The organism is Chryseobacterium sp. WX (assembly GCF_029542485.1).
Taxonomy (GTDB): domain Bacteria; phylum Bacteroidota; class Bacteroidia; order Flavobacteriales; family Weeksellaceae; genus Chryseobacterium; species Chryseobacterium cucumeris.
On sequence record NZ_CP120710.1, the window covers coordinates 205,106 to 228,070 of the forward strand.

A 22,965-nucleotide genomic window follows, 5' to 3' on the forward strand; every position below is an offset into this window, starting at 1 on the left:
TCGACCATGGAAATTTTATTGATCATTATTTTATTTGTACTGATAATATATGCCTTCAGTACTTCAGGAAAATTAAAAAAAGAACTCCTTCAAAAAAATACTCAAATTACAAATCTGAACCAAGAAAATAGTCTATTGAAAGTAGAAATTTCTAAACTTCACCTTGATAAGGTCACTCTGAGCAAAAAGATAGCAGAATTATTACAACATAATGATGCATTACGAAAATATCAAGATATTATTGATGTAAAGGTTGAATGTGATTATCTTCTTAAAAAAGCTGAAAGAGATAGTCTGAGATTGAAAGAAAAAGCTGGGCAGGAGTTTTCAGAAGCACAGAGCCAGGCACGGGAAATTCGTAGAAATGTAAAGGAAATCACTGAAAAGAAAACCAGAGAAATGGAATTACTGTATGAAAATGCTGTGAATGAAGCTAAGCGTATTGTGGAAAATGCAGAATTAAAGGCAGAATCAATAGGTGGAGATGCCTATCGAAGTTTAAAAGAAGCCGATCAGATTGCTGATAGAATAAAAGCAATGAAAAATGTGATTCAAGGTTATGGTAATGAATATCTGATACCAACATATACTTTATTGGATGAATTGGCAGAAGATTTTGGCCACAAAGAAGCGGGTGATAATCTTAAAAAACTCAGACAAAATAATAAACTTATGATTATAAGCAGACAAGCTGGTATCTGTGATTATATGGATGAATCAAGAAGAAATACAGCTATTGATTTTGTTATTGATGCCTATAACGGGAAAGTAGATTCTATTTTGGCGTCTGTAAAGAAAGATAATTTTGGTATTCTGAAACAAAAGATGGATGATGCATTCCAATTAGTTAATTTTAATGGACAGGCTTTTAGAAATGCGAGAATATCCGAAATATACCATAGTGCGAGAGTTGAAGAATTACGTTGGGCTGTAGTTGCCCAGGAGTTAAAATGGCAGGAACAGGAAGAGCAAAGACAAATTCGTGAGCAGATTCGAGAAGAAGAAAGAGCACGTAAAGATTATGAAAAAGCAATCAAAGAGGCAGAAAAAGAAGAACAGACTTTAAAAAGGCTGATTGAGAAAGCTGAATCTCAGGTAGCTAGAGCTAATGAGGAGCAAAAAATACTTTTTCAGCAGCAGCTTGAAGAATTACAGCAAAAGCTTACCCAGGCTGAAGAGAAAAATCAAAGAGCAATCTCAATGGCACAGCAGACCAGAACCGGAAATGTATATATTATTTCAAATATCGGTTCATTTGGAGAAGATGTTTATAAAATTGGTATGACAAGACGTTTGGATCCTTTAGACCGTGTTCGTGAGCTTGGGGATGCAAGTGTCCCTTTTGAGTTCGATGTTCATGCCATGATATATGCTGAAGATGCTCCCGCATTGGAAAAACAGCTTCACAAGAAATTTTTGAAAAGTCAGCTTAATAAAATTAATCCTAGAAAAGAGTTTTTTAAGTTGAATATTCATGATGTTAGAAACTATATTGATTCTATTGGAATTGCTTGCAAATGGACACTTGCAGCAGAAGCAAAACAGTACCGTGAAACTTTGAAGCTTGAAGAAGATATGAAAACGAATAAACAGCTTGAAGCAGAATGGGAACAATATCAGGAAGTTACAGATCCTGTTACTTATGATGAAGTTCTCTCAGAAGAATAACTTTTCTACAAAAATAAAAACCCTTTAAGCCCAATGTTTAAAGGGTTTTGTATTTTATAGATATCATTTCTTATGATGTGAAAAATTCCCCTTCTCCGGAGGGGAGGCGAAAATTCAGAGAATTTTTGACGAGTGGTTTTACAATTTCTGATTAACCAAACTTCCACAAATTATTGCTATTTTTAGACCTTAAAATAGATTTAGGACAATACCTAATGGACAAATCATCACTTAATACCTACTTTCATTCCTTATTCAGTATCCAAGCTGAGGTGGTGGAAAAAATTACAGAAAAATTCAACCATTTTAATTTAAAAGCGAATACTGTTTTACTGGATAAAAATGCAATCAGTACCAAAACCTATTTTCTGGAAAAAGGATATGTCCGTTCATTTATATTGAATGAAGATAATGAGGAAATCACAACAAATATTTATACGGCTCCCTGTTTTGTAAATGATTTTCTGTCCTTTTTCAGACAGCAGCCTGCCAAAGAAATATACCAGACCGTAACCGATTGCGTTTTCTGGGAAACAGGATTGGAAAATGTACAGCATAATTTCCATAATATTCCCGAGTTCAGAGAGTTCAGCAGGCTTCTTTTTGTTCTTAATTATTATAATATTCATGACAGGCTGATCGAAATGGCGAGTCAGAAGGCTTCCACAAGATATTTTAACCTGATGAAGAAAGATCCTGATATTTTTCAACATGTTCCTTTGAAAGTGATTGCTTCTTACCTTGGAATTAAAGACAGCTCACTGAGCAGGATCAGAAGAGATATTCATAAACTGTAATTTCTTTTCATTTGTCAAGTGATATTTTAAATGTCATCGCTGATCTTTGCTTAAAAATAATTTCATGAACAAAAAACATATTGTAGTAGTAGGATTGGGTGGTGTAGGCGGTTATTTTGGTTTTAAAATCAATCAGATTAATGAAACTACAGGAAAATATACCGTTTCGTTTGTTGCCCGCGGAGAAACTTATGATAAAGTAAAAGAAAACGGATTGACATTGCTGTCTCCGGAGCATTCCAATTCACAGACTTATCCTAATGATATCGTGCAGAACATCAGTGAGATCAAAAATCCTGATCTGGTACTGATTTGTGTAAAAGAGTATGATCTTGAAAATGTCTGTAAACAATTACTGCCAGTCATTCATAAAGATACTGTCCTTCTTCCGATGATGAACGGAGCAGATATCTATGACAGAATACGCACCATTATTCCTGATCATACTGTTCTGCCAACTTGTGTATATGTAGCTTCTCATATTAAGGAAAGAGGAACTGTAGAACATAAAGGTAATGCAGGTAAAATCATAGTGGGAAGAGATCCTGAGCATTTTTATGCACCTATAGAATGGATTACAGAGCTATTGAGTGAAAGTAAAATTGACTTTGATTTTAAAGATAATTCATTAAAAGATATCTGGACAAAATTCATATTTATAGCAAGCTTTGGATTGGTAACAGCTAAACATAACTCGTCCATGGGAGCGGTATGTACCGATGAGCAGCAAAAGAATGAAGCCACCGGAATTATGAAAGAAATACAACAGATTGCTGCTAAGAAAGGAATAAATCTTCAGGAAGATATTGTTGAAGCTACTTTTAAGAAAGCTTCTACATTTCCTTTTGAAACTCCAACTTCCTTACAGCTTGATATCAATTCAGGAAAGAAGGATAACGAACTGGAATTGTTTGCAGGTGCTGTATTGAAATATGGTACTGAAACAGAGGTAGAAGCTCCTTTTACTCAAAAAATTTATACCGAGATTAAAGCAAAATAACTTTGTGCTAATACCAGATAAAAAATGATAAAGAAGGCGGGTTTTTAACCCGCCTTTATTGAAATTAAATATAAAAGATAGAAGCTGATTAAGCACTGTGCATGAATTTTTGTCTGTCCAATAGTACTTCTTCCGTTTCCCTGTGATCAGGATCATCCACACAGCAGTCTACAGGGCATACAGCCTTACATTGAGGCTCTTCGTGAAAGCCTTTACATTCCGTACATTTTCCGGATACGATATAATACACTTCATCTGAGACAGCAGGATGGTAAGCCTCAGCATCACCTTTTGTGCCGTCGGGGAATGTAATATGTCCTGAAAGCTTGGTTTTGTCTTTCCAGCGCCAGTCGATAGTACCTTCGTAAATGGCTGAGTTGGGGCATTCAGGTTCACAGGCTCCACAGTTGATACAGGCATCTGTTATTTTTATAGCCATATTGTTTGAATTTAAAGGGTTTAAAAAAGGGATTCCGTCAACGTTGAACGATTCTGAAATCCCTGCTAAACTTAAATGACAGCAGTTTAACACTGTTCTTTGAAAATAAGCAGCATAAAGTGTGCTATTTTTTATTTAAATCATTAATATGCAGCAATTTCTGCCGGTACTTAGTCACTAATGGCAATTTTTTTAGAAGCTGCAATGCTGATAAGTTTGTCAAACTTATCGGAATACAGATCCGAAATTTGAGTGGATTGCTCATCCGTAAATAATGATGACCTGACAATGGGAACGCTAAATGGCAATGGCCATGCACGCAATGATTTGGCAATAGAATCCATGGCATTGATTCCCTGCATGGCCTGCAGACCATCTGCCCAGCATACCAGCCCCACAGTTTTATCCGTAAGATAAGGTTCGTTTCTGTTGGCAGTTACTTCAAGCCAGTCCAGACAGTTTTTCATCACTCCAGGAATACTTCCGTGGTAAAGAGGAGCCAGCCAGATATGCAAATCAGCATCAGTGAACATCTGAGTCATACGTTCTACAGCCAAAGGAGTTTTGTTGAGAGTAACATCGAATAAAGGGATTCCAGAATCAGCAAGGGTAAAAATATTCGTGTGAATTCCCAGCGTTTTCAGACGTTCTGAAAAATAATCTGAAATCAGTCCGGAAGTAGATAAAGTTCTTCTTTCCAGTGATCCGTTGAATATGATAGCTTTCATTTTTTTATTGTTTAAAAATTACTTTAGGTAACCCTATCTCGCCGTACATCAATGTTTTTACCAGAGGTTTTAATAATCCTGCTGCTAATAAATACAAAGCAGGATCATGACTGGTACTTGCCCGGACCACCACTTTCTGATTTTTATACCGTTTAAGATCAGCATAAATGAGACGTCGTTTCCAGAGATCGAGCAGTATTGTTTCTGCGTTATTTAAATCTACATAAGAAGCATAAGGAAATAATTTTTCCATAATCAGCATATAAGCCCAGGGAGGAATAATGGCATCCGTAGAACAGATAATTCCTACTGCTTTTTCATTGTATATAGAAAAATCCACCACAGCAATTGATTCCTTAAATTCTTTCTCCTTGACAATCATTCCCATGAAAAGATGATCTTTGATATCCAGTTCTACAATTTCCGTAGTGGGTTTGTATTCTGAAAGGTCAAGGGCAATAATGCCTGAAGCCTTTGCTTTATTGATAAAATTTTCCTCAGTCATAGTTAGTTTACTTTTAGTGTTACTTATCTCACTTTTGATAAAGCTTCTTCATATTTTCTTTCTACAGCAGACCAATCTAGTACAGACCAGAAAGCATCAAGGTAATCTGCACGTTTATTCTGATAATTCAAGTAATAGGCATGCTCCCAGACATCTATTCCCAGAATCGGAAAACCTCTGTTGGTGGAAAGAATATCCATCATCGGATTATCCTGATTAGGAGTAGAGCTGATGGCCAGTGATCCGTTGAATTTTACAAATAACCATACCCATCCGGAACCAAACTGCGACAAACCTGTTTTTTTCATTTCTGCTTTTAGATTGTCAAGACTTCCGAAAGTGGCTGTAATATCATCATGAAGCATCCCTTGAGGAATAAGCTTAGGTTGAGGGGAAAGAATTTCCCAGAATAAAGAATGGTTATAGTGGCCGCCACCATTATTTCTTACAGCAGGACTGTATTCGCTGATTCTTTGCAATAAGGAATCCAGATCAGGATTCGTTTCATTGGTTTGTGCCAATGCTGCATTCAGATTATCTACATAAGCCTGATGATGTTTCTGATGGTGAATCGTCATTGTCTCTTTATCTATAAAAGGAGCCAGAGCATCATAAGCATAAGGCAATTGTGGTAATGTAAATGGGTTCATCGTATTTATTTTTTTGATTATTGTGCCACAAAGGTAGAAATATATTTTAATAAAACAACTTTTAGGTTGTTTTATTGCTTTTGTGATTTGAATCAATAAGATATTGTAAATCTTTATTTTAGCTTTGTTTTTTTGAAATTATAGAAAATGACTATATTTGTTGTTGAAAAATAAAACAACCTAAATATTGTCAAATGAAGAAGCCGGCAGCAGATCGTATTCTGATGTTTTTAAAGATGAGGGGTGAAGCTACCTCCCTTCTTATTGCTGAAGAATTGTCAATCACTAAAGAAGGCGCAAGAAAACACTTGCTCAACCTTGCTCAGGAAGGATTGATCCGGTCTTCGGTGAAGAGTGAAGGAGTTGGCCGTCCTTCTACTTATTATACGCTTACAGAGAAAGGACTGTCTCAATTCCCGGATACGCACGCAGATGTGACCGTTCAGATTTTGAAATCAGTGAAAAATCTTTTAGGGGAAAATGCTTTGGAATTATTGATCAGTGACCGGGAAAAAAACACCCATAAACGGTATGAAAAAGTACTTTCCAAGACAAAATCTCTGGAGCAGCGTCTTGAATCTCTTGCAAAAGTCCGTAGTGATGAAGGCTATATGGCAGAATGGAAAAAAGAAGGCACAGACTATTTTCTGATTGAAAACCATTGTCCGATATGTGCTGCTGCAACCGAATGTCAGGGCTTCTGTCGGGCAGAATTATCCAATTTCCAATCTTTGATAGGGAAGGAGTATAAAGTGGAAAGAGTAGATCACATTATTTCCGGTGGACAGCGCTGCGTGTATAAAATCAGCCAATAACTTATCATTTATCATTAAAAAAATGGTTGTAAAAGCAGTAATATTTGACATGGATGGTGTTCTGGTAGACTCAGAAAAATTCTGGACTCAGGCAGAACTGGATGTATTTTCATCTTATGGAGTGCAGGTTACGGATGATCTTGCGGCACAAACAAAGTATATGACCACTCAGGAAGTGACCGAATTCTGGTATAAAAGATTTCCCTGGGAAAATTTTGATGCCTCTGATCTGGAAAATAAAGTGGTTACAAGAGTAATCGAAATGATACAGACCGAAAACTGTACCATGTCTGGTGTAGAGAAGTTTATTAAAAATCTTAAGAACAAGGACTACAAAATAGGGCTGGCTACCAATGCTCCTTTACGTGTAGCACATGCGGTGCTTGAAAAGCTTCAGATTCATGACCTGTTTGATACCATTCACTCATCAGAGTTTGAAAATCAGGGAAAACCTCATCCTGCCGTGTATCTTACTTCTGCAAAAAAATTGGGAGTTTCTCCGGAACACTGTATTGCCATTGAAGACAGTCAGTCAGGGCTTAAGGCAGCAAAAGAAGCAGGAATGCAGACTATCATTTTCACCAATAATGACGAAAATTTAGATTCAAATCTTGCCGATTTTAAAATCATGGATTTTAATACCATTTTTCTGCCGGTATTTGGTGAATAGTGAATAGTGAATAGTGAATAGTGAATAGTGAATAGTGAATCCGCTTCGCTGTGAATTTAACAGATGTTATAAAAATTGACTATTGACTGCGAAGCAAATTGACTATTGACTTTAAAAGTGAAAGGTGAAAGGTGAATCCGCTCCGCTGTGAATTTTAACAGGTGTTATAAAAATTGACTATTGACTGCGTAGCAAATTGACTATTGACATTAAAGTGAAAGGTGAAAGGTGAATCCGCTCCGCTGTGAATTTAACAGGTGTTATAAAAATTGACTATTGACTGCGAAGCAAATTGACTATTGACTTTAAAAGTGAAAGGTGAAAGGTGAATCCGCTTCGCTGTGAATTTTAACAGGTGTTATAAAAATTGACTATTGACTGCGTAGCAAATTGACTATTGAAATTAAAGTGAAAGGTGAAAGGTGAATCCGCTCCGCTGTGAATTTTAACAGGTGTTATAAAAATTGACTATTGACTGCGTAGCAAATTGACTATTGACATTAAAGTGAAAGGTGAAAGGTGAATCCGCTCCGCTGTGAATGTTAAATGATGTTGTAAAAATTGACTATTGACTGCGCAGCAAATTGACCATTGACATATCCTCGCATCTCGCATCCCGAACCCCAAAATCAATACTTCGTCAACACCTCCATCAACAACAAAATAGAAACCAGCTTTTTAGAAGACTTATACTCCGGATTCAGTTGTTCACGGATTTCTCCCAAAGCTTTGCTTAGCTTATTGCTCACGGTCTTGTTGCTGATTCCCAGTGCTTCTGCTGTTTCATTGACCGACATATTTTTCCTGATTCTCATATCGTAGACCTGTTGCTCTGTTGAGGGAAGCTGAGAAACCACCTCATCAATCATGGATAACAAAGCAGAAATTTCATTTTCCTCAAGAATTTCAAAATAATCTGAATCTGCCATTTCAATTTCATTCGGAATATCAAACTCGTCAATACTCAGAGTAGGAGGAGCTTTTTTGTAGCTGTTATAAAAATCAATAATCCGGTAATGAAGATGACGGAGAAGGTAGCCTTTGGCACTTTCTGTTTCATCGGTTTGTATCACATCTGTATTTTCAAGAATCTTCATCCATAGATTCTGAAGAATTTCTTCAGAGACTTCTTTATCCCGTGTCCGTACAAAAACAAAGCGATATAGACTATCCCAGTATCGGTCATACAGCAGCATAAATGCAGGACGGTCGCCTGATTTTATTTTCTTTAATAATATATAGTCTGTTGGGCTCATATTGTGATACAAAATTACCTAAAGGAAAATTAACTTTTTGTGAACTTTGGGTGTGATAAGATTAAATATTTCTGAAAAACAGGACTCAAATATGACGTTAATGTTGAGTAAATGTGAAAAAGGATGAAAATTATTAACAATTTGGTTGTAATGTGAATATAACGTTAAGAATACCCTGGGGAAGTTTTTCATTTTCTCTGTCTTATAGATAGAAGTATCTGTGAATACATGAAAGACCTTATGAAAAAACTTTTACCATATAAAAATATTGAAGCCTTTGTTTTCAGACTTTGGGAACGGGAAGTTTCGGAAGACTCAATCTCTGAAAAAGAAAATAAACTTTTAAAACTATGGAGAACTCAGACAGAAAAAAATCTGGATGCTATTCATATGAAAGAATCCAAAGAAAGAGTATTATCCGGACTGGAGTATTATTTTCCTCAAACAGATAGTATTTCTATTTCATTTGTAAAGAGCTTTACAACAAATCTCTATAAAATGGCTGCAGTTATTATTCTGCTTTTATCATTGGGCGGAATATTTACCTACACCATGTTCATTAAGCCTGACGTATATATTGCAAAATCCGGAAATCGTATTGTTCGTCTTGAAGACGGATCTGTGGTTACTCTTTTACAAGGCGCTGTACTGACTGTAGAGAAATCTTTTCCTGCGTCCACCAGAGTCGTGGATTTAAAAGGAGATGCAATCTTCTCTGTGGCAAAATCTAAAACACATCCATTCATCGTTCGTGCTGATGGTTTCAGTACCAAAGTATTAGGAACGGTATTTAAAATCTCACAGTCCGGGAAGAGAAAAGCGGTTGATCTTTATGAAGGAAAGGTGGCTGTATCCACTCCCGGGGTTCCTGTTTCTTTCCTTAAGCCTAATCAGAAGTGGACCAACTTCGGAATTGCTCATACTACGGCAGTTATTTCACTGAAACCTGTAAAAAATTCAGCAGACAGAATTGCTGCAATATTGTCTCTGAGTTTTAACGATGTTCCTTTAAAAGAAGTAGTAGTAGTCCTGGAAAGCAATTATCATACAAAGGTTCAATATCCTAAGGAAGCTGAAGATAAAAAAATTACTGCGGATTTTACGGGAGGAACGGTCGGAGAAAATATTGAATCACTGGCTTTCATCCTGGGACTGGAAGTACAGAAAAAAGAAAATACCTATATCCTTAAGAAATAAATCATTATAAAAAATAAATAATCATAATCAAGAGAACACTATTAAGTATGAAAAGTTTGAAATGTGGGATTACCATAGCAGCCTTATTTTTTACTGTAGCCGCAGAAGCTCAGGAGCTGGTGCAGAAAGTAACATTTTCTGTACCTGCCAACAGACCGTTGATTGAAGTTTTGGAAGAATTTGCCGGAAAAACGGGAATGAGACTGGCATATTCCAAGGTAGACATTAAAGAGCTGAAGGTAAAAGGAGTGAAATGTGAAAATACTTCTGTCAACAACTGTCTGAAGGATATTACCAACGGACTTCCTATTATTTACCGACTGCATGGTGATCTTATTTCGATAAAATATGAAAGCTCTACTATTTCCGCATTGGGAAACGGACGAATTTCCGGTAAAATAGTGGATGAAGTAGGAAATCCCATTACCGGAGCAGAAGTCACTGTAGCTCAGAAAACAGTGGTCACTGATAATAACGGTGACTTTACCATAGATCTTCCCTCGGGAACTTATAATCTGACGATAAAAGCACCTAAATATAATACGCTGAGAGTTGAAAAACTGTCTGTTACGAACAAAGAAACGAATGCTGTTTCATTTGCTTTAAACAAGGCCTCAGATAAAATTACAGACATCAAAGAAGTAGTAATTACTGCATCTCGTAAAGCAGATACTCAGGCGGGACTTCTTGCCCAGCAGAAGAAAGCAGCGCAGATGAGTGATGGTATTTCAGCGGAACAAATTTCCAAGACACCGGACAGCGATGTGGGAGGAACTTTGAAAAGGGTAACAGGAATTACCACCATTGATAATAAATATGTAGTGGTAAGATCCATGGGAGAACGTTGGAACACCGCGGCCATGGACGGAATCAACCTGCCAAGCACGGAAGCGTATAACCAGAACTTCTCATTTGATATAATTCCTACAGCAATGGTAGAAAGTGTGGTGGTAAGCAAATCAGCCACTCCTGATATGAATGCCAGCTTTGCAGGAGGTTACGTAGAAGTGAGAACCAAGGATATTCCCAATGAAAACTTTACAACAGTTACGTTAGGAACTTCGTATAATGACCAATCGGCTTTCAAAGAATTTCTGACCCGCAAGCGAGGAAAGTACGACTATTTCGGGTATGATGACGGTACAAGAGATTTTCCCAAAGGACTGGAGCCGATGAACTGGACAGATCCAAGGTTTTTTGAACAGTCCAGGCAGTTTACCAATGACAATTTCAGCACCTATACAACCAGAGGTGATATGGGATCTAATATACAGCTGGCATTGGGAAGAACCTACGCGCTAAAAAACAATAATAAATGGGGATTTGCCGGAGCATTTGTCATCAGAAATGAACAGAATAAACTGGATATTGACCATACGGGAAGAGGAAACTGGCTGGATACTACCGGAATGCCTGATGCAAACGGAGAGATTCCATTCTATAATTTCAAAAACAGTGGGGCCTCCTATAATTACAATTCGACACTGGCAGGAATGCTTAATTTTGGATTGCAACTTGGGAAAAACAGAATCTCATTCCGTAATTCATATACCCATATTTTTGATAATACGCTCACAAGAGTAACAGGCTGGAACGAATACTCAACGGGTAGTGGAATGGCATCCAATGCAGAATTAGCTTATAATTATTTTTATAACGGTGTCATCCCCAATAATGATCCGGCTCAGATCAAAAACTTAGACAGGCCTTATACCGATAATACCAATTACCCGATTTTTCAGACCCTTTTACAAAATAAACTGGAAGGAAGCCATAAAATAGGAAATACAGAGATCAGTTGGTTTGCGGCCCGTACAGGAGTAGCTTCTGATACTAAAGACTACACACAGTATATTACCAGGTACGACTTTATCGGAAATGAAATTCTCACATTTCATAAGATCTATAATTCCGGAGCCGATTTTTACAGAGGATATATAGAAAACAAAGAAACAGATTACAATTACGGTGCGTCTGTTAAGTGGGATATGGATGCAGGAAGCTTTAAAAATACCATTAAAACAGGATATGCCGGTGCTATAAAAAACAATACCAACCAGCAACAGAAGTTTTTTCTTCGTGTTGACGAAAACCGTGACGTTCCGAACAGCGAGAAGAACTATTTGACGATGTATGGTTCACTTGCTGACTGGTTTAATGGCTCCCATTATGTTCCGGGTGGTATTGGCTGGGAAACCAAAGCATTGTATAAAAATGACAAGTATGAAGGAGAGGTTAATCAACATGCGGTTTTTGTCATGTTTGATAACCGTTGGAAGAAATTAAGGTTAGTCTGGGGCCTTCGTGCAGAGTACTTTAAATATGATCTTATCTCACAACAATTAGATCCAAATGATACAAAGAATGTGGAAAGAGCAGCCGTTGAAGATAAACCGTGGCAATGGATGCCCTCAGCGAACTTTACCTACAGTCCTACCAATAAAATTAATCTAAGGCTTGCTTACAACAGATCTGTTATCCGCCCTCAGTTCAATGAAAGAACAGGACTTCCTTATTTCGATCCGATAGCTAATGGTTTAATTTATAATACAGAAATGACGTCCTCTGTCATTAATAATTATGATTTCAAATTTGAATGGTTTCCAGGATTGGGAGAAATATTTTCGGCAGGACTGTATTATAAAAATATAGACAGACCTATCGAACGTGAAGGCCATATTTCTAGCGAGGGAAATCTTTTCCTGTATAATGGAAATTCAAAAAATGCAAAACTGATAGGAGTAGAGGCTGAGGTAAGAAAAAGTTTAGGCTTTATTGCTGACGTAACTTTTCTGGAAAAGCTTTTCATAAGCGGAAATTTTACGTATAACCATACCAAAGTAGTGGCTTTTAAAGATCTGTACAAAACAGGTGATAATGATGAAACCTATGAAGTGAAACGCCCGCTTTACGGACAGACTCCTTATGCTTACAATCTTGGACTGATCTATGATGGAAACCGTTTAGGGATGAGTTTTTTGTATAACGCAAAAGGAGACCAGTACATCACAGTAGGATATGCGTACAAAGGAGAAGAAATCCAGCGGCCTTATGCAGTGGCAGACGCTCAGATCTCTTATAAATTACTTCGTAACAGAAATCTGGAAGTAAAATTAAATGTAAGAAACATTTTTAACAGGGTAAAAGAATATTATAACAATTTCAATTCTTATCTGGCTGCAAAAGATGGAGGAGGAAGTAATGTAGGGACAGAAAGAGAAGCCTGGGATCTGCTTCCGGGAGCAACAGACAGATATGATAAAAATATTGACAAGATCATGTTCAGGGCATACAGTGGAAGAATGTTCAGCCTGAGTGTGAATTATACTTTTTAAAGAAGTATACCAGCGATACAGAAAGATATCTTAAATATAGAAGCGTACAGGTTTCGGGAACCTGATCAAAAACTGAAGAATACTGATGATGCGCACAGCAGTACAGTTCTGAAAAAACCGGACGTTAACAGCTTTTCCCAGGCATTAACGATTCTCATGGGAACGCCCGCAATGCAGTTCCTCCTGCAGCGATGGGATGAACACCAAAAAACAAATCGAAGGAATAGAGAGGAAGATATTCCTGAATAAAAAACTGATCTGGTATAAAAATAATACAGCCGGATTTATTAAAAATTATAACAATGAAAAGACTAACTCTAATTGCAGTGGCAGCATTATCTCTTACAGCTTGTCAAAATGATCAACTGGCAGATTCATCTTCTCCATTCGAAATGAAATCTACTTCTGCTGAGTACCTTACAGCTTCTGCGCTTCCGGTAACCAGTGTAAGTGGTGATATTACTTCAAATACTACATGGAGTGGAGTAGTTGAACTAAATGGAATTGTAACGGTAAAAAATGGAGCTACATTAACAATCCAGCCGGGTACATTCATTAAAGCCAAGCCAAGCGCAAACAATACAGCTACCGGAGTTTTGGTAATTGCTAAAACAGGAAAAATCAATGCAGCGGGTACAGAGGCTCAGCCTATTATTTTCACCAGCTACAAATTGTTAGACGGAAACGAAGATACAACTGCTGCTCCTGGTGACTTCGGAGGTGTTGTTATATTAGGTGATGCGCCTACAAACACTCCATTCACAAAAACAATTGAAGGATTATCCGGTCCTGATTTCTATTACGGAGGTACCAATGCTTCCCATAACGGGGGAACATTGAAGTATGTACGTATCGAATTTGCAGGATATGATCTTTTAGCTCCGAATTCAGGTAACGAAATCAACGGTCTTACGTTAGGAGGAGTAGGAAACGGAACTACTTTGGATCATATTCAGGTTTCTTTCGGGAAAGATGACTCTTTCGAATTCTTCGGTGGTACTGTAAACGCTTCAAACCTTGTTTCTTTTGCTGCAGATGATGATAACTTCGATTTCGATAACGGATATACAGGAACTATTACTTGTGCATTAGCTTTGGCAGATTACAACTCTACACACAGTCTTAGCGGATCAAGCCCGGATTCTAACGGTATCGAGCTTGATAACAACGCAGAAGGTTCTTCTACAACATTGTTGACTCATCCGGTGATCAACAACCTTACTATCGTTGGTTCTAAGAACTCTACTAAAGGTGCTTTATATGAAAACGGTATCCACATCAGAAGACACGGAAGATTAACATTAAATAACGCTGTCGTTACAGGTTATCCTGTGGGTATCAAAGTAGAAGGTACAGGTTCTGAGCTTTCTTCAGCTTCAGCATACAGCACCATCCAGGTTCACGGATTTACTACTTCAGTTACAGGTACAGGTACAGCAGGAATCCCTGCAGCTAACCTGGCGACTGGTACTCCTGCAACTCTATGGGGTATGAGCCAGCCTTTCTTTAACGAAGGTGGTTGGAATGTATCTCCAAGAAACTGTGGAAACTTCCAGGGACTTTGGACAAAATACAATTTCTCTATTGTAGAATAATAAAAACTTTAAAAAGCAGGGAACAGCTTATGCTGCTTCCTTGCTTTTACTTCAAAAACATTAATCATCAGCATTATGAAAAAAATAATTTTATCATCAGCTCTGTTTTTATCTCACCTGGTTGCAGCACAGTCTCTGGTATGGGGAAATTCTTTTGATACTCCTGCTGACCTTCAGGGATGGACCTTTCATGACCTCAATAGCAATGGAAACGGATGGGTACAGGGAGAAAACATTTATCACAACGGAACTACCTTGGCCTATGGAACTGCAGGTGTTCTCCGCCATTCTATCAATTTGGTTCCAAATGGAAATGCTAACGGATTTACCACAGAAAATGACTGGATTATTTCTCCTCAGATTGACCTTACCAATACTGCAGGAACCATTACGTTGGCCGCCTATATCGGGAGACAGAGATCTACTCACACGATTGTTGCCAGAGAACTTTTTATCTATGTAAGCACACCGCAGAAAGAAGTTCCAACGTTATCGGACTTTCAGGCAATGACCGTAGATGCAGACGGAAATGATGTTCAGAGTATGTATAAAATACAGGTAGGTGACTCAGCCAATCCTTTTCCGGCTGATCTTACTCAGTTTGTGGAATCCCTTGTAGATCTTTCTGCTTTTGCCGGGAAAAAGATCTATATCGGAATGTGGTCAAACAGAAAAACAAGCGGAAACAATGTCCAGAACATCAATATTGATGAAATAGGAATTTATGCTACTTCATTTTTGGGAACTAAGGATGTAAAAGGAAACAAAATTGTAACACAAATAGCAGAAAATCCGGTAAGAGAATCTTTACAGCTGCATCTTAACCCAGCATTGAAAGAAAATACAACTGTAGTCAATATTTACAATGCAGCAGGACAAAAAGTCTTAACCACTCCATATGCTAAAGCGATCAGCACAGCAGAGCTTACATCCGGAGCGTATATTGCTGAAATTACGGATGGAAAAACTACGGAAAGGCTGAAGTTTATTAAAAAATAATCATTCTGTCCCCTTAGAATCTGATTTTTAGAAACACCATGAAATTTTATATACAATAATGGATAATCTTTGTAAGAAGAGTATCCAGAATATATCCAACTAGTTTTTTTATAATTATATATTGCCCGGCCCATGGGCCGGGCAATATTTTTAAGTTTTACAAGAAATAATTGAAGAAAGATGAACAAAATCTTCGCATTACTACTGTTATTCACTGTACTGTTTTCATGTACAGACAATAATACCATGGAGCTGTATGATAAAGTACAGAAACCCGGAGACGTTAATATCAAAGGATTTTCCAAACCTGATGCACTTCAGCTGAGGTTCAACGGACAGCCCATATCTATTGATGGAAAAACATCTTACACCAATAAAATAGAAACCCGGCTTCAGTTTGTTCTGGATCAGGGAGAAACTAATAAATTGTCTGTCTACAATAATGAAACAGGTGCTGAAATTGCAAAATACAATATTACATATGATAATATAAATGATTATAAAAACCTCTACTTTTTTAATCTTCCCGGAATTTATCTGCAGACCTCTGCAGTAAAACCTCAGGTGAATCTCGGGAAAGTAGGTTTTGAATTTATTTTTCCCAATCTGGGAGAATTTTCCGGAAGCTCTCTCAAAGAAGTGAAAGGCATTTTGAAAAGAGAAAACGGAGTCGTACTTGCCGAGTTTGACAATATAGGGAAAGACAACTTTACTGCAGTGAAAATCTATAGCTTCTTCAGCTCAACAGCTCCCATATATCTTGAATTATACAAACCGGGAACTACAGAGCCTTACGCAGGATCTAAAATGATTCAGGTGAAATTAAAACAACACACGGGCGCCAATATGATTGTACTTCAGGAAAAAATGGAAAATGGAGAATGGGTGGTAAAAGGAGATATTGACGTAGCAGAATATCTGTAATTATATATGAAAAACTTTTTAAAACTTCAATATATTGCCATCGCAGTTTTTCTCATTTCGTGTACCAATAATAATGACGAAAGTGCACCCGTTTTTCCGGAGGGAAGTACAGAATTTGTGAATCTATGGGTTCAGGACAGTATGAAAAGATACTATTACTGGGCAGATGAGATGCCTGCAAAGCCGGATTATAAGCTTCCTGTAAAAGATTTTTTTAAAAGTCTGCTGTCTCCCAAAGATCGGTTTTCTTTTATGGTGAATACGGAAGATTCCTCTTCGTATCCACGTTCTATAAGGAATATGTACGGTTTTGACTATACCATTGTTCAGCTTGCTAATAATGAAGTGGTTACTGTAGTGAAGCTGGTGCTGCAAAACTCCCCGGCTTTCAATGCAGGACTGGAGAGAGGAATGATCATTACCAAAGTCAATGGAAAAGTAATGACAGCCGCGAATGCCGAAGCAATGGCTTCATCCATTAAAGACCAGACGGTTGTAGAGCTTACCGTTGGAAAATGGCAAAACGGAAGCGTTACGGATGAAAAAAACATCACCGTTTACTATGGTTTCTCTTTTGAACAGCCTGTTTTATCCAAAGTTTTTGAAAAAAATGGTAAAAAAGTAGGTTATATGTACATCTATGATTTCCCTGACGGAATGACTCAAACGCTATATCAAAAGTTTGGGGAATTGAAGGCCGCCGGAGTAAAGGAATTAATTCTGGATCTTCGATACAATTATGGAGGTTCGGTGTCATCTGCTGCAGCTCTTTGCTCCCTGATTCCTTCAGGATTATCATCCGGTTCACCGTTCATCATTTTTAAAGGAAATAAAAACGGAGGGGAAGTAAAAAGAACATTTGCCCAACAGATTGCTTACGATCCCAAAGCTTTGGACTTTACAACTTTGCGTGCGAATGCTTTGGGATTGCAGAAAGTTTTTATCCTCACATCCAACAGTACAGCATCTGCCGCCGAGATTGTTGTGAATAATCTCAAACCTTATATGCAGGTGATTCAGATAGGAGATACTACGCTGGGGAAAGATATGGCAGGATTTGTTGTGGAAGACAAACGTAAACCCAGAAAAATTTCCTGGCAGATTCATCCGGTGATTTATAAAGTCTTTAATGCCAGCGGAGCCGGAGAATATAGTAGTGGAATTTCCCCGCAGAGCAATGTCAATGAATTTGCCGGACTGCCATTATTACCTTTGGGAGATCCCAATGAAACCCTTATTTCTTCTGCACTTAACGGAGATTATTTCAAATCAGCAGACCACGAAAAGAATGGAAATATCAAAATTTTATTTCAGAGTGACGTGCCTCCGGTTATGATGGAGAAATAAGCTGGATTCAAAAAACAAAAAATAATATAAAAAATATCTTTATCCTTTACCCATTCACAAAATAACTAAAATGATAAAATCATGCAGGGAATAGAACCAAAACTTCACATGAACCTGACCAGCCGTATTGAATATTACCGTCTGCTGATAGAAGCTGCAGAAGATCCTGAAAGTCAGCCTTCAGAGGTTATTACTCAGATTTCAGAACTGGGACATCTGTACGAAGAGTATCTGCTTAACAAGAAAAATTTGGAAAACAGCATCAAAAACTACCGTGCCTATCATAACGATTTGAGAAAAAAGCTCACGTCAAGACTTAGGGAGCTCAGAAGAAAGGCAAGACAGAAATAAAGCCCGGAATGTACTTTATCGGTTGGTTTTACGGTGAAATTCATACCTTTATGACCATTAAGCTGAAGGATGAAAAACTTATGAATTTTAACCCAACAGAACTTTCCGGTTATTTACAGGTATTCTGGCAGTTTTCCTGGCCACAATGGTTGATATTCAGTCTGATCGTTAATATTTTCCTATATCTGTTTTCTATAGGGTTGTATATTTTTATCGAAAAGACTTGTCGTAAAAGTCAGCTGCAGGAGAAGAATCATCCTGTTACCCGATCTGACTTTTATCTTAGTCTGCTTACCATAGGATGTAACAGTTTTGTTATGCTTTTGGGGGCTTTTTTATGGAAAAAAGGATGGATTGTGCCGGGGCAGACAGAATCAGTAATTGGAATAATAGCGGAAGTAGCTGTTTTACTCCTCTTAATGGATTTTCTGATGTATTTATTTCATTTTGCAGCACATTTACCTTTGGTCTATAAAGTTCTACACGGAAAACACCATGAACATATCAGTACCAACTTTTTAAGTCTTTTTGTTCTGCATCCTTTGGAAACCATAGGGTTTGGACTGATGATGCTGGTTATACTCACAGGATATGATTTCTCTGTCATTTCGATTTCCATCTATCTTTTGCTTAATCTGATATGGGGAACAATAGGGCATCTGAACAGAGAGTTTTTTCCGGCGTCTTTTGACCGCTTTTTTGTAGGAACAACGAGGTTTCATAACCAGCACCATTTGGATGAAAGTAAAAACTTTGGATTTTATACTTCAATCTGGGACAGGTTATTCGGGACGTATAAGTAACTATGGGTACTACAGTTTTATATTATTCAAAACTTTACCCAGCAGATAATTAAAATTTTTTAATTCTTCAGAGGTAAGTATGGAAGCCGTCTGATGAGTGATAGCCTTACGGAAAGTTTCAGAATTATCTACAATAAACCTTCCTTTATCCGTTACTGAAAGATTGAATTTCCTGTGGTCTGCTTTCTCTTGTTCCCGGACAATCAAATCTTGACCGATCAGAAATTTCAGCTGTTTTGAAATGGCTGCCTGGCTAATGTTGAAAGCCAGTGATATTTCCCTTCCTGTTGCTGTTCCTTTCCTCATAATAAATTCAATAATATTATAATGAGCAGCAGTTACTCCGTTAATGTCACCCCGGTTCATGTGAGCCAGAATAAGGCATTGGAAATCAGTAAATGTGTTAAAAAATTCTTTTTCAATGGGTTTCATTACAAATATGCTTAACTTAGTTAAATATTAACAAAGTTAAACATTTTTATCATGGAAAATATAGAAATTACGAACGCTCGTCAGAATAATCTCAAAAATATTTCCATAAAAATTCCAAAGTACAGGATCGTGGTTTTTACGGGAGTATCGGGATCCGGAAAATCATCTTTGGTCTTTGAAACGATTGGAGCTGAAGCACAAAGACAGATTAATGAGACCCAGAACAGCTTTATCAGAAACCGCCTGCAGCATTATGGCCTTCCGGATGTAGATAAAATTGAAAACCTTAATGTACCAATCATTATCAATCAAAAACGGTTGGGTGGAAATGCCAGATCTACAGTGGGAACGGCAGCGGACGTGTCTGCTTCTCTGAGACTGTTGTTTTCGAGAATGGGAGAGCCGTTTGTAGGGTATTCTAATGTTTTTTCATTTAATCATCCTCAGGGCATGTGTCCTGAATGTGAGGGATTAGGATTTGTGCAAACTTTGAATGTGAATACCTTGATTGATCGTGAAAAATCCTTACATGAAGGAGCCATTCGTTTCCCGACATTTCAGCCTGGAGGATGGCGTTTAACAAGATATACTTTGTCCGGTTATTTCAATAATGATAAAAAGTTGAAGGATTTCACCGATAAAGAATGGGAAACCCTGTTGTATGCACAGGAACACAAACCGAAACATCCTGATAAAGAATGGGGAAAAACGGTAAAATATGAAGGAATTGTTCCAAGGATTGAAAAAGCATTTCTGAAAAAAGATTCAAAAGAAAACATCACAAGAAAAGACGCTCTGAAGAATATTGTGATTACCAAAACCTGCCCGTCTTGCCAGGGAAAACGTCTGAACGAAAAAATACTGTCCTGTAAAATCGAAGGTAAAAGTATTGCAGATTGTATGGCCCTTTCAGTGGATGAACTGCTTGAGTTTATTACCTCACTGGATTCAAAAGCATATGAAGTCATCATCAAAGAGCTTTCCGCAAAGCTGCAGAATATCATTACGATAGGATTGCAGTATCTGACTCTTGACAGAAGTGCCAACACGCTTTCCGGAGGAGAATCTCAGCGTATAAAAATGGTGAGGAGTTTGGGAAACAGCCTGGTAGATCTGTTGTATATTTTTGATGAACCCAGTATTGGACTTCATCCGAAGGATCTGCAGAATATCATCACTATCATTCAGCAGATCAGAGACAAAGGAAACTCTGTTTTAATCGTTGAGCATGATCCGGATCTGATCAAAATGGCGGACAGGGTAATTGATATTGGCCCCGGTTCAGGAAGAAACGGAGGAGAAGTGATCTATGACGGGGCGTTTAAAGATTTAAAAAAATCGTTAGGTAAAACAGGTTCTTATTTCGCAACCAAACCTTCCATCAAACAAGAATTCAGAAAACCTGATGGCTATCTGGAAATTAAAAATGCCAACAGATATAATCTTAAAAATGTGACGGTAAATATTCCCACCGGAATAATGACCGTCGTTACCGGAGTAGCAGGATCCGGCAAAAGTACCCTGATAAATCGTATTCTCCCGGAACTCTATCCGGATGTAACTATTATTGATCAATCTTTGTTCGCTGCAAGTGCCCGCTCCAATTTGCTTACTTATCTCGGAATATCAGATATTGTACGTAAGCTTTTTGCACAATCTAACCATGTTTCAGATAAACTCTTCAGCAGAAACAGTGACGGAGCCTGCAAAAACTGTAAAGGTTTGGGAATAGAAAAGATTGACCTGGCTTTTATGGATGATATTGAGCAGCCATGCGAGGTTTGCGGAGGTTCAGGATTTGATCCTGATGTACTGCAATATACCTACAGCGGAAAAACAATTGCAGAAGTCATGAGCATGACGGTTTCTGAGGCCTCTGATTTTTTTAAGGAAGAATTGGTGCTCAGAAATTTTGACCTCCTGATACAATTAGGACTTGATTATCTGACATTAGGGCAAAGACTGGACAGCTTTTCCGGAGGCGAAAGACAGCGCCTGAAGCTGACAAGAGAACTGAAAAATACCAATCAGATCATTATTCTTGATGAACCGAGCACAGGACTGCATCCAAGTGATACTCAAAAGCTTCTTAGGTTTTTTAATGGTCTTGCAGATCAGAATAATACGCTGATTGTTATCGAACACAATCTTGATATTATTTCCCAGGCAGACTGGATTATTGATATGGGACCGGGCGCAGGGAAATTTGGAGGTGAAGTATTGTTTGAAGGAACTCCGGTGGATCTTTTGAAAAATAAAATATCATTCACTGCAGAGTTTTTGAGAAAACATATCCAATAAAAACAAAAGCATTAAGTTGAACTAAACCATGAGATTGCTTAACCTATGGTTCGCAATGACAGTACAGTTCAACTTAATGCTCCTAAAACCTTATCAGCCTTAATGATTCAAGATTCTTTTATTTTCCAGCCTTTACCGCAGATTTAATGGCTTTTTCAATCACTCTCCAGTCATAATAATGAAATACTCTGCCATTGCTCATCGCAACAAAAACGCCTTTCGGGAATTTTGGACCCAAGTTAACATGGGTCACTTCAGAACCATCACTTTCTAATGTAGAAACCGGAATTTCTGCAATTCTCCCCTTTGATTGGTCTTCTCTTAAGTAGACATTAAAGGTATCATTCTGCTGATTCGAAACCAGAATATAACCTTTCCCTTTATCAGTAGGATAGATGGAAATTCCTTCCACATCAGATTTAAAATCACCTTTTCCGAAAACAGCTAATTCCTCATTACCTTTTTCCGGATCAGCATAGTATTTATGAACTCCAAACTGCTCATCAGAATAGTAGATATAGCCCATTTCGTCATCTACAGCAATGCTTTCAATCTCTTTCAGGCCACTGTATTTTCCGAATTTACTGACAACTTCTCCGGTGATAGAGCCATTTTTCTCCGTAAGCTTATATTGCCATAGGTAGCCGTCAGCAGGACCAGATTTTCTTCCTACAATGACAAATATTTCTTCTGTCTGCGGATTTTTATACATGGAAACTCCCATTGGACCACGTTCTGTTTCTCCTTCAAATACTGAGATTTCTCCCACTTCTTTCAGTTCAGGAAGCGAATATAATTTTACTTTGTTCGTTTCCCTTTCCGTTACGGCAGCGATGTCTGTTTTCTTTCCATTTAAAATAAAACCATATTCAAGATCAACATTGTTGGGGCGCTTCAATCCTAATACTTTATGGATGATTTTTCCGTTAAGATCAAAGGCGTACAAACCTCCATCCGTATCTTTATCTGTTCCGATGATAATACTTTTTGAAGGATCCTGAGAATTGATCCATATGGCAGGATCATCCGTATCATGAACCACTGTTTCTGTAATAACGGTAGGTTTTAATTTTTCTATAACTTCTTTCTGCCCTGTACAGCTGACCACAAAAGGAAGAACTGAAAGAGCCAGTATATAATGTAGGTTTTTCAT

The 22,965-nt window shown here is 37.7% G+C and carries 21 protein-coding genes; 14 read left to right on the forward strand and 7 right to left on the reverse strand.

The window, feature by feature from the left end; genetic code table 11:
* Positions 1-6: 6 nt before the first annotated feature.
* The 3 genes from PZ898_RS00920 to PZ898_RS00930 all read left to right on the forward strand — a co-directional run bounded on the left by PZ898_RS00920 (position 7) and on the right by PZ898_RS00930 (position 3,465).
* Positions 7-1,668 (forward strand): DUF4041 domain-containing protein, encoded by a 1,662-nt coding sequence (locus PZ898_RS00920; protein WP_277694551.1) that lies wholly within the window; start codon positions 7-9, stop codon positions 1,666-1,668.
* A gap of 215 nt (positions 1,669-1,883) precedes the next feature.
* Positions 1,884-2,465, forward strand: coding sequence for a Crp/Fnr family transcriptional regulator (locus PZ898_RS00925; protein ID WP_120230777.1), 582 nt, complete (start codon positions 1,884-1,886; stop codon positions 2,463-2,465).
* A gap of 64 nt (positions 2,466-2,529) precedes the next feature.
* The gene (locus PZ898_RS00930; protein WP_277694552.1) at positions 2,530-3,465 is read left to right on the forward strand and encodes a 2-dehydropantoate 2-reductase; all 936 of its coding nucleotides are present in this window, start codon (positions 2,530-2,532) and stop codon (positions 3,463-3,465) included.
* An 88-nt stretch (positions 3,466-3,553) separates the two neighbouring features.
* Here the strand turns inward: PZ898_RS00930 and PZ898_RS00935 are convergent, their stop codons facing one another.
* The 4 genes from PZ898_RS00935 to PZ898_RS00950 form a co-directional block, all read right to left on the reverse strand.
* The gene (locus tag PZ898_RS00935; RefSeq protein WP_277694553.1) at positions 3,554-3,904 is read right to left on the reverse strand and encodes a 4Fe-4S dicluster domain-containing protein; all 351 of its coding nucleotides are present in this window, start codon (positions 3,902-3,904) and stop codon (positions 3,554-3,556) included.
* A 170-nt stretch (positions 3,905-4,074) separates the two neighbouring features.
* Positions 4,075-4,632, reverse strand: coding sequence for an NAD(P)H-dependent oxidoreductase (locus PZ898_RS00940; protein WP_277694554.1), 558 nt, complete (start codon positions 4,630-4,632; stop codon positions 4,075-4,077).
* 4 nt (positions 4,633-4,636) lie between these two features.
* Positions 4,637-5,137, reverse strand: coding sequence for a DUF2480 family protein (locus PZ898_RS00945; protein WP_062670458.1), 501 nt, complete (start codon positions 5,135-5,137; stop codon positions 4,637-4,639).
* Between the two features lie 23 nt (positions 5,138-5,160).
* Entirely contained in the window at positions 5,161-5,787 is a 627-nt protein-coding gene (locus PZ898_RS00950; RefSeq protein WP_216444877.1) for a superoxide dismutase, read from the reverse strand.
* Positions 5,788-5,981: 194 nt separating this feature from the next.
* Here PZ898_RS00950 and PZ898_RS00955 point away from each other — a divergent pair, with 194 nt between their 5' ends.
* Entirely contained in the window at positions 5,982-6,602 is a 621-nt protein-coding gene (locus tag PZ898_RS00955) for a metalloregulator ArsR/SmtB family transcription factor (RefSeq protein ID WP_120230780.1), read from the forward strand.
* A 22-nt stretch (positions 6,603-6,624) separates the two neighbouring features.
* Entirely contained in the window at positions 6,625-7,272 is a 648-nt protein-coding gene (gene hxpB / locus PZ898_RS00960) for a hexitol phosphatase HxpB (protein WP_277694555.1), read from the forward strand.
* 629 nt (positions 7,273-7,901) lie between these two features.
* Here the strand turns inward: hxpB and PZ898_RS00965 are convergent.
* The gene (locus tag PZ898_RS00965) at positions 7,902-8,528 is read right to left on the reverse strand and encodes a sigma-70 family RNA polymerase sigma factor (RefSeq protein WP_062670452.1); all 627 of its coding nucleotides are present in this window, start codon (positions 8,526-8,528) and stop codon (positions 7,902-7,904) included.
* 240 nt (positions 8,529-8,768) lie between these two features.
* Here PZ898_RS00965 and PZ898_RS00970 point away from each other — a divergent pair, with 240 nt between their 5' ends.
* The 8 genes from PZ898_RS00970 to PZ898_RS01005 all read left to right on the forward strand — a co-directional run bounded on the left by PZ898_RS00970 (position 8,769) and on the right by PZ898_RS01005 (position 19,079).
* Complete coding sequence (locus PZ898_RS00970) at positions 8,769-9,725, forward strand: FecR family protein (RefSeq protein ID WP_277694556.1); 957 nt, start codon at positions 8,769-8,771, stop codon at positions 9,723-9,725.
* A 47-nt stretch (positions 9,726-9,772) separates the two neighbouring features.
* Positions 9,773-13,060, forward strand: coding sequence for a TonB-dependent receptor (locus PZ898_RS00975; protein ID WP_277694557.1), 3,288 nt, complete (start codon positions 9,773-9,775; stop codon positions 13,058-13,060).
* A 302-nt stretch (positions 13,061-13,362) separates the two neighbouring features.
* Entirely contained in the window at positions 13,363-14,655 is a 1,293-nt protein-coding gene (locus PZ898_RS00980) for a hypothetical protein (protein ID WP_216444871.1), read from the forward strand.
* Between the two features lie 75 nt (positions 14,656-14,730).
* A complete protein-coding gene (locus PZ898_RS00985) occupies positions 14,731-15,654 on the forward strand; it encodes a T9SS type A sorting domain-containing protein (RefSeq protein ID WP_277694558.1) in 924 nt (307 codons plus the stop codon).
* 180 nt (positions 15,655-15,834) lie between these two features.
* The gene (locus PZ898_RS00990; RefSeq protein WP_277694559.1) at positions 15,835-16,578 is read left to right on the forward strand and encodes a hypothetical protein; all 744 of its coding nucleotides are present in this window, start codon (positions 15,835-15,837) and stop codon (positions 16,576-16,578) included.
* A gap of 6 nt (positions 16,579-16,584) precedes the next feature.
* Positions 16,585-17,925 (forward strand): S41 family peptidase, encoded by a 1,341-nt coding sequence (locus PZ898_RS00995; protein ID WP_277694560.1) that lies wholly within the window; start codon positions 16,585-16,587, stop codon positions 17,923-17,925.
* An 81-nt stretch (positions 17,926-18,006) separates the two neighbouring features.
* Positions 18,007-18,276: a hypothetical protein gene (locus PZ898_RS01000; RefSeq protein ID WP_062670440.1), complete on the forward strand. Its 270-nt coding sequence runs from the start codon at positions 18,007-18,009 to the stop codon at positions 18,274-18,276.
* Between the two features lie 8 nt (positions 18,277-18,284).
* The gene (locus PZ898_RS01005) at positions 18,285-19,079 is read left to right on the forward strand and encodes a sterol desaturase family protein (RefSeq protein ID WP_277694561.1); all 795 of its coding nucleotides are present in this window, start codon (positions 18,285-18,287) and stop codon (positions 19,077-19,079) included.
* A 9-nt stretch (positions 19,080-19,088) separates the two neighbouring features.
* Here the strand turns inward: PZ898_RS01005 and PZ898_RS01010 are convergent, their stop codons facing one another.
* The gene (locus tag PZ898_RS01010) at positions 19,089-19,511 is read right to left on the reverse strand and encodes a helix-turn-helix domain-containing protein (RefSeq protein WP_277694562.1); all 423 of its coding nucleotides are present in this window, start codon (positions 19,509-19,511) and stop codon (positions 19,089-19,091) included.
* Between the two features lie 51 nt (positions 19,512-19,562).
* Between PZ898_RS01010 and PZ898_RS01015 the strand changes: the two genes are divergently transcribed.
* Positions 19,563-21,812, forward strand: coding sequence for an excinuclease ABC subunit UvrA (locus PZ898_RS01015; RefSeq protein ID WP_277694563.1), 2,250 nt, complete (start codon positions 19,563-19,565; stop codon positions 21,810-21,812).
* A gap of 118 nt (positions 21,813-21,930) precedes the next feature.
* Here the strand turns inward: PZ898_RS01015 and PZ898_RS01020 are convergent, their stop codons facing one another.
* A complete protein-coding gene (locus PZ898_RS01020; protein WP_277694564.1) occupies positions 21,931-22,965 on the reverse strand; it encodes a phytase in 1,035 nt (344 codons plus the stop codon).